Source organism: Streptomyces sp. NPDC049813 (genome assembly GCF_044465085.1).
Taxonomy (GTDB): Bacteria; Actinomycetota; Actinomycetes; order Streptomycetales; family Streptomycetaceae; genus Streptomyces.
Map to the genome: position 1 here is coordinate 209,984 of NZ_JBITLI010000010.1, position 7,941 is coordinate 217,924.

General features: G+C 72.9%; 5 protein-coding genes. 4 read left to right on the forward strand and 1 reads right to left on the reverse strand.

What is annotated here, in order from left to right; translation table 11 throughout:
• Positions 1 to 160 precede the first annotated feature (160 nt).
• Together ACIBW6_RS21650 and ACIBW6_RS21655 are read left to right on the forward strand one after the other, a co-directional pair.
• The gene (locus tag ACIBW6_RS21650) at positions 161 to 2,989 is read left to right on the forward strand and encodes a carbohydrate-binding protein (protein ID WP_399061936.1); all 2,829 of its coding nucleotides are present in this window, start codon (positions 161 to 163) and stop codon (positions 2,987 to 2,989) included.
• A gap of 71 nt (positions 2,990 to 3,060) precedes the next feature.
• A complete protein-coding gene (locus ACIBW6_RS21655; protein WP_399061938.1) occupies positions 3,061 to 4,779 on the forward strand; it encodes a ThuA domain-containing protein in 1,719 nt (572 codons plus the stop codon).
• A gap of 141 nt (positions 4,780 to 4,920) precedes the next feature.
• On the opposite strand, the gene ACIBW6_RS21660 is transcribed toward ACIBW6_RS21655, so the two are convergent.
• Entirely contained in the window at positions 4,921 to 6,318 is a 1,398-nt protein-coding gene (locus ACIBW6_RS21660) for an MFS transporter (protein ID WP_399061940.1), read from the reverse strand.
• 102 nt (positions 6,319 to 6,420) lie between these two features.
• Between ACIBW6_RS21660 and ACIBW6_RS21665 the strand changes: the two genes are divergently transcribed.
• Both ACIBW6_RS21665 and ACIBW6_RS21670 read left to right on the forward strand, forming a co-directional pair.
• On the forward strand, positions 6,421 to 7,404 hold the full coding sequence (locus ACIBW6_RS21665; protein WP_399061942.1) for a LysR family transcriptional regulator: 984 nt from the start codon (positions 6,421 to 6,423) through the stop codon (positions 7,402 to 7,404).
• A 91-nt stretch (positions 7,405 to 7,495) separates the two neighbouring features.
• The gene (locus ACIBW6_RS21670; RefSeq protein ID WP_399061944.1) at positions 7,496 to 7,825 is read left to right on the forward strand and encodes a hypothetical protein; all 330 of its coding nucleotides are present in this window, start codon (positions 7,496 to 7,498) and stop codon (positions 7,823 to 7,825) included.
• Positions 7,826 to 7,941 lie beyond the last annotated feature (116 nt).

Genomic DNA, 7,941 nt, shown 5'->3' on the forward strand with positions numbered 1-7,941 from the left:
TCGTCACCCCTGAGCAATTCCTCCCGTACGCGCCAGGAGCAGGCTTTGTCATGCCTGGAACAGGCGCGTCCCCGCACGGTCAGGAAGGACGCCCATGTCGGAAAGTTCCGGACACACCCGCCCCAGACCCAGCCGGGCAGGCCGCACCCGCCCCAGACCCATGCTGCTCCGCTTGCTCCTCACCCTCGGCCTCGTCGTCGGCGGCGGCGGCCTGGCCGCGCCCGCGGTCGCCCAGCCGCCGGACCGGCCCGCCGTGGACGCGCAGGCCGCCATACCGGCGGGCGACTACCAGCAGGTCCAACTCGCCGTCGGCGCCGCCGAGTTGGGCGAGGCGATGTCCCTCGCGGTGCTGCCCGACCGGGCCGTCGTGCACACGGCCCGCGACGGCACGCTGCGGTACACCGACGCGGCGGGCAACACCAAGGTCGCCGGGAAGCTGGACGTGTACACCCACGACGAGGAAGGGCTCCAGGGCGTCGCCGCGGACCCGGGCTTCGCCTCGAACCGCTACCTCTACCTGTACTACTCGCCCAAGCTCAGCACCCCGTCCGGCGACGCGCCGACCACCGGCAGCGCCGCCACCTTCGAGGCGTGGAAAGGCCACCTGAACCTCTCCCGCTTCACCCTGAAGACCGACGGCACCCTCGACATGGCCAGCGAGAAAGTCGTCCTGGAGGTCCCCAACGACCGTGGCCAGTGCTGCCACGTCGGAGGCGACATCGACTTCGACGCGGCCGGGAACCTGTACCTGACGACCGGCGACGACACCAACCCGTTCGACTCGGCCGGGTACGCCCCCATCGACGAACGCACCGACCGCAACCCGCAGTTCGACGCCCAGCGCAGCTCGGGCAACACCAACGACCTGCGCGGCAAGGTCCTGCGCATCAAGCCGACCGCGGCCGGCGGCTACACCGTCCCGGCCGGCAACCTCTTCGCCCCGGGGACGGCGAAGACCCGCCCGGAGATCTACGCGATGGGCTTCCGCAACCCGTTCCGGATGTCCGTCGACAAGGCCACCGGCACCGTCTACCTCGGGGACTACGGCCCCGACGCCGGAGCCACCGACGCCACCCGCGGCCCCAGCGGCCAGGTCGAGTTCAACCGGATCACCGCGCCGGGCAACTACGGCTGGCCGTACTGCACGGGCACGAACACGGCGAGCGAGACCTACGGCGAGTACGCCTTCCCGAGCGGTCCGTCCGCGGGCAAGTACGCCTGCGGCAGCGGCCCCGCCAACAACTCGTTCCGCAACACCGGACAGGCCACGCTGCCCGCCGCCAGGCCCGCCTGGATCAGGTACGCGGGCGACGCGGGATCGCCGCCCGAGTTCGGCAGCGGTTCGGAGTCCCCGATGGGCGGGCCCGTCTACCGCTACGACGCGGGCCTCGACTCCGCCGTGAAATTCCCGCAGTCACTGGACGGCCGCTTCTTCGCCGGCGAGTACGGGCGCAAATGGATCAAGGCGATCGAGGTGAAGGCGGACGGATCGCCCGGCGCCATCGAGGACTTCCCCTGGACCGGCACCCAGGTCATGGACCAGGCCTTCGGCCCCGACGGCGCGCTGTACGTCCTCGACTACGGCACCGGCGCCAACAACCAGGCCCTGTACCGCATCGAGTACCTCGCGGGCAGCAACCGCAACCCGATCGCCAAGGCGGCGGCCGACAAGGTCTCCGGCGCCGTCCCGCTGACGGTCGCCTTCTCCTCGGCGGGCAGCTCCGACCCGGAGGGCAAGGCCCTCAGCTACGCCTGGGACTTTGGTGACGGTGCCACGTCGACCGCGGCCAACCCCAGCCACACGTACACCACCAAAGGCACCTTCCGCCCTACGCTCACGGTGCGGGACCCGGAGGGACTCACCGGCACCGCCAGCCTCGTCGTGACCTCCGGCAACACGGCGCCGACCGTCACGCTCCAGACACCGGGCGACGGCGCGCTCTTCTCCTTCGGTGACACCGTGCCCTTCCGCGTCACCGCGAGCGACCCCGAGGACGGCACCGTCGACTGCGCCAAGGTCAAGGTCACCTACCTCCTCGGCCACGACCAGCACCGCCACCAGATCACCCAGAACACCGGCTGCACGGGCAGCATCACCGTGCCGACCGACGGCGAGCACGACAGCGCGGCCAACATCTACGGGGTCTTCGACGCCGAGTACACCGACGGAGCTGGTCTGACCACGCACAGCACGCGCATCCTCCAGCCGCGCCACCGCCAAGGCGAACACTTCTCCGCGCAGAACGGCGTGCAGATCGCGCCGCACGGCACCGCGGAGGGCGGCAACACCGTCGGCTACACCGACAACGGCGACTGGATCTCCTTCAAGCCGTACACGCTCGCCAACGCCAACAAGCTCACCGCGCGGGTCTCCTCCGGCGGCGCGGGCGGCACCCTCGAGGTCCGCGCGGGCTCCGCGACAGGCACCCTGCTCGGCACCGCGACGGTCGCACCGACGGGCGGCTGGGAGAACTTCGCCGACGTCAGCGCGGACCTGACCGGCGCACCGGCCGGCACCACCGAACTCTTCCTCGTCTTCAAGGGCCCGACCGGCCAGGGCAACCTCTTCGACCTCGACGCCTTCACCTTCGCCACGGCAGGTGCGGGCCAGACCGTCGAAGGGGAGTCCTACAGCTCCTCCCTGGGCGTCCAGATCGCCGACCACGCCCCGGCGAGCGGTGGAAAGACCCTCGGTTACATCGAGAACGGCGACTGGGCCGGGTACGCCTCCGTCCCCACGGCGGGCGCGAAGACCTTCGCCGCGAAGGTCTCCTCCGCGGGGGCGGGCGGCACGATCCAGATCCGGTCCGGCTCCGCCACCGGCCCGGTGCTCGGCTCGGTCGCCGTAGCGAACACCGGCGGCTGGGAGACCTTCGCCACGGTGTCGACCCCGCTGACCGGCACGGCGAACACGGGGGCGCTGTTCCTCACCTTCACCGGCGGGTCCGGCTCCCTGTTCGACATCGACACGCTCACCCTCACCCGGTGAACCGGGCACGCCCTCACCCGGTGAACCGGGAGAGACCCCGCCCGGTGATCCGGAAAGGAAGGGAGACAGTCATGATCCACCGGTCCCGCGCGCTCCCGCGCGTCCTGGCGGCCCTCGCCCTGGTCCTGGGCGTCGCGGGCGCGCTCCTGAGCCCCGCCCAGCAGGCCCGGGCCGCCGACCCCGCCTACCGGGTCCTGCTGTTCAGCAAGACCGCCGGTTTCCGCCACGACTCCATCCCGGCCGGGATCCAGGCCGTACGCGATCTGGGAGCGGCCAACAACTTCACCGTCACCGCCACGGAGGAGGCGGGCGCCTTCACCTCCGCCAACCTCGCGGGGTACAAGGCCGTCGTCTTCCTCTCCACCACCGGCGACGTCCTCGACTCCGCCCAGCAGACGGCCCTCCAGGGGTACGTCGACGGCGGCGGCGGCTTCCTCGGCGTCCACGCGGCGGCCGACACCGAGTACGACTGGCCCTACTACCAACAGCTGGTCGGCGCCTGGTTCAAGAGCCACCCCGCCATCCAGCAGGCCACGGTGCGGACCGAGGACCGCGCCCACGCCGCCACCGCGCACCTGGGCCGCACCTGGAGCCGCACCGACGAGTGGTACAACTACCGCACCAACCCGCGCGCCACCGCCCACGTCCTGCAGAGCCTGGACGAGGGCAGCTACTCCGGCGGTGAGATGGCCGGCGACCACCCGATCACCTGGTGCCATCCGCAGGGCACGGGCCGCTCCTTCTACACCGGGCTCGGCCACACCCAGGAGTCGTACGCCGACCCGGCGCTGCGGGCGCTGCTGCTCGGCGGCATCCGGTACGCGGCCGGATATGCCCAGGCCGACTGCCGGGCCGAGAGCGGCTACACGCCCCTGTACGACGGCTCGACCGCCGGCTGGTCGCAGGCCGGGCCCGGCGGATTCACCTCCGCCGACGCGACGTTGAGCGCGCAGGGCGGCATGGGCCTCTACTGGTACCAGGCCAAGCAGTTCACGTCGTACTCGCTCAAACTGGACTGGCGGATGCCGGGCGACGACAACTCCGGTGTCTTCGTCGGCTTCCCGGCCTCCGCCGACCCGGACTCGGCCGTCCAGCAGGGGTACGAGATCCAGATCGACGCCAGCGACGCCGCCGACCGCACCACCGGCTCCGTGTACGGCTTCAAGTCCGCCGACCTCGCGGCCCGGGACCGCGCGCTCAACCCGCCGGGGAGCTGGAACACGTACGAGATCCGGGTCGAGGGGGAGCGGCTCCAGGTCTTCCTGAACGGCGTGAAGATCAACGACTTCACCAACACGGACCCGGCCCGCTCCCTCCAGCAGGGCCACATCGGCATCCAGAACCACGCGGCCGGGGACGACATCTCCTTCCGCAACATCCGGATCAAGGAGCTGGGGAGCCCCCCGCCGACCACGACCTACGAGGGTGAGGCGTACACGTCGTCCCAGGGCGTCCAGGCCGCCGACCACGCTCCGGCGAGCGGCGGCAGGACGCTCGGCTACATCGAGAACGGCGACTGGGCGGGTTACGGACAGACCTCGCTCAGCGGGGTCCGCTCGTTCACCGCGCGGGTCTCCTCGGCCGGAGCGGGCGGCACCCTCCAGCTCCGCTCGGGCTCGGCGACCGGCCCGGTGGTGGGCTCGGTGACCGTCCCCAACACCGGTGGCTGGGAGACGTTCACGACGGTGTCGACCACTTTGCCGGGCACGGCGAGCGGGCCGCTGTTCCTGACGTTCAGCGGGGGAGCGGGGTCGCTCTTCGACGTCGACACCTTCACCCTGGGGCGGTAGGGAGGAGCGCGCCGGCCCTACGGCGCACCGCATGGACCGGCCGGTCCGGGGCCCCTCGGCCCCGGTCCGGCCTTTCGACTCCGGCCCACCGGGGATCCGCGCCCTGGATCAGCACCGCCGAAGCACCGTCCGTCCTCCGGCTCAGGCACGCTCCCGGTAGCCGACGAACACGGCCCCCGTGGCGAGCAGTGTCACCGCGCCCACCAGGACCAGCGCCGACGACATGCCCGCGGCGAAGTCCCGCCCGGCGCCCGCCAGTACCGTCCCGGTGACCGCGACCCCGAGCGCCGCGCCGAGCTCGCGGGAGGCCGTGCCGAGGCCCGAGCCCAGGCCGGCCTGGTGGGCGGGCAGGGAGGTCAGCACGCCGAGGGTGAGGGCGGGCATGCAGGTGCCGGTGCCGAAGGAGATGACCAGGAGCCACAGGACGTAGATGCCGTACGGAGTGTGCGGGCCCGCCGTCGCGGTGCCGAGCAGACCGGCGCCGATCAGCGCGAGGCCGGTCGTGATCACCGGCCGGGGCGTCGCCTGCCACCGCGCGGCGAGTCTCGGGGCGAGCGCCATGCCCACGGTCACCGGCAGGATCGCGACGCCGGTGAGGGCGGGCCCGTACCCCTGCACGCCCTGTAGGTACTGGGAGTTGACGAAGAAGAGCGAGAACAGGCCGAAGAAGCTCACCGCGAGGCCGAGCGTCGCGGCCCGCAGCCGCGGGGAGCGGAAGACACGCGGGTCGAAGAGCGGCGCCCGCGAGCGCAGGGCGTGCGCGGTGAACGCCGCGGCCAGCAGCGCGCCGAGCGCGAAGGCGAGCAGGATGCGGGCCGAACCCCAGCCGTACGCCGGGCCTTCGATGATGCCGAAGAGGACCGCGACCAGAGCCGCCGTCACCAGCACGGTGCCCAGCGGGTCCGGGTTTCCGCGCTCGACGCGGGCCGTGCGCGGGACACCCCGGGCCACCGCCGCGGCCAGCACCGCCGCCAGCGGCACCATGGCCCAGAACAGGGCCCGCCAGGACAGGAACTGGCCCGCGAGGCCACCGCCCAGATTGCCGAGCGCGCCGCCGAGGCCGAGGGCGAGCGTCCACGCGGTCATGGCCTGGGCGCGCCGCTTCGTCCCTCCGGCCAGGTGGACCAGGATCGACATGGTCGCCGGGGTGATCAGCGCGGCGCCGGTCCCGCACACCGCGCGCCCGGCGACGAGGACGGCCGGCGTCGTGGCCAGCGCGCTGGTCGCCGCGCCCGCCGCGAAGAGGGCGAGCCCGGTCAGCAGCGCGCCCTTGCGGCCGTGCCGGTCGGCCGCGGCGCCCGCCGGGATCAGCAGGCCCGCGAAGGCGATGACGTAAGCGTCGACCGTCCACATCAGTTGTGCGGGGGACGGATGCAAGGACGACGACGTCAGTTGCGGGATCAGGAGATTGATCGCGGCGACCATGCTCTGCGCGACCATGACGCAGGCGCAGACCGTGAGCAGCGTGAGACGCCCCAGCCGCGGGGCGTCCGCCTCCGGGGCCGCGGGCGCGGAGGTCGTGAGGGCAGGCGAGGACATGGCTCCTCCAGGGAGCTTCGACGGTGGTGAGGGGATGCCCGTCCAACGTAGGGTCGGCCCTGGCCTGCTTTCCAGTGCAATGTGTGCAAGGGATGATTGTGTATGACGCAATCCGGTGCCGGAGCTGCGACTCCGCCGTCCGCGGCGGCCGGGCTCGACCTGAACCTCCTCGTCGCGCTCGACGTGCTGCTGGAGGAGGAGAGCGTGCGCGGCGCCGCCCGCCGCCTCCACCTGTCCGAACCCGCGATGAGCCGCACCCTCGGCCGGGCCCGCAAGGCGCTCGGCGATCCGCTCCTGGTCCGCGCCGGCAGACAGCTGGTGCCCACGCCGTACGCGCTGTCCCTGCGGGCCGAGGTGGGGGCGGTGGTGGAGCGGGCACGGGCGCTGTTCGCGGCGCGCGGGGCGCAGGACCTGCGCTCCCTCACCCGCACGTTCACCGTCCATGGAAGCGACTCGCTCGCCGCGCTCCTCGGCCCGCCGCTGCTCTCCCGGGCCGCGGCCGAGGCGCCCGGCATCCGGCTCCGGTTCCTGGGCGAGAGCCACCTCGACGCGCCGGTCCTCCGGGAGGGGACGGCCGACCTGGAGGTCGGTGTCATCGACGCGACCGCGCCCGAAGTACACATCGAACCGCTGTCCGTGGACCGGATGCTCGGCGCCGCCCGCGCGGGACATCCGTTGCTGGAGGGAGAGTTGACGGCCCGCCGGTTCGCGGAGGAGGCCGAGCATCTCACGGTGTCGCGGCGCGGGAGGCTGCACGGCCCCATCGACGAGGCGCTCGCCGAACTCGGGTTGCGGCGGCGGGTGGTGGGCAGTGTCGGCTCGTTCCCGTCGTCGCTGTTCTTCCTGCGCGAGACGGACCTCGTCGGACTGGTCGGCTCCTGGAGTCTGCCGATGACCGACGCGCTGGGTCTCGTCACCTTCCCGGTCCCGCTGGACCTGCCGCCGTTGCCGATCGGCCTCGCCTGGCACCCGCGGCACGACGCGGATCCCGCGCACGCGTGGCTGCGGGGGTGTGTGCGGGACCTCATGCGTGCGCAGGCGCGGCCCGACGATGGTCCTTCCGGGGGCGGCGGGCCCACCCGGTAGCGCTCGGGGGACCGGTCCGCCAAGCCCCCTGGACCTCTGAGGCAGCTCAACTCGGCTGCGGCGCGCAGGCGGCTTCCCGCATCATGGCGTAATGATCAAGAAGTCGAACCGTGAGCTGAACGTCCTCGTCCTGCGCGACACCGACCGCGTCGCCGAAGCCCTGCGCTCGGCGCTCCGGTCGGCGTCCGACGCCGAGCGGCCCGGCCTGGAGCGCGCGGCCGCCCTCGTCGCCGAGGCCGCCGCGCGCGACGACGCCGAACTGCGCGGGGACTGGGTCCGCGCCCGCCTCGCGGCGGCGGGCCACGAGGGCCCCGCCGACTCGGTCCAGGCGATCAAGATCCTGCGCCAGAGCGAGCCGGGCCTGAGCCTCCTGACGGCGGTGCGGCTGGCGAAGGACGCGGTGCGGGGGTCGACGGTTTGACCCCGGGGGGCGCGGTGTGGGGGTCGACGGTTTGACCCCGGGGGGCGCGGTGTGGGGGTCGACGGTTTGACCCCGGGGGGCGCGGTGTGGGGGTCGACGGTTTGACCCCGGGGGGT

Excerpts from the sequence above, each read along its gene's own strand:
- ACIBW6_RS21650 (WP_399061936.1), top strand. The coding sequence starts at position 161 with ATGCTGCTCCGCTTGCTCCTCACCCTCGGCCTCGTCGTCGGCGGCGGC.
- ACIBW6_RS21655 (WP_399061938.1), top strand. The coding sequence starts at position 3,061 with ATGATCCACCGGTCCCGCGCGCTCCCGCGCGTCCTGGCGGCCCTCGCC.
- ACIBW6_RS21660 (WP_399061940.1), bottom strand. The coding sequence starts at position 6,318 with ATGTCCTCGCCTGCCCTCACGACCTCCGCGCCCGCGGCCCCGGAGGCG.
- ACIBW6_RS21665 (WP_399061942.1), top strand. The coding sequence starts at position 6,421 with ATGACGCAATCCGGTGCCGGAGCTGCGACTCCGCCGTCCGCGGCGGCC.
- ACIBW6_RS21670 (WP_399061944.1), top strand. The coding sequence starts at position 7,496 with ATGATCAAGAAGTCGAACCGTGAGCTGAACGTCCTCGTCCTGCGCGAC.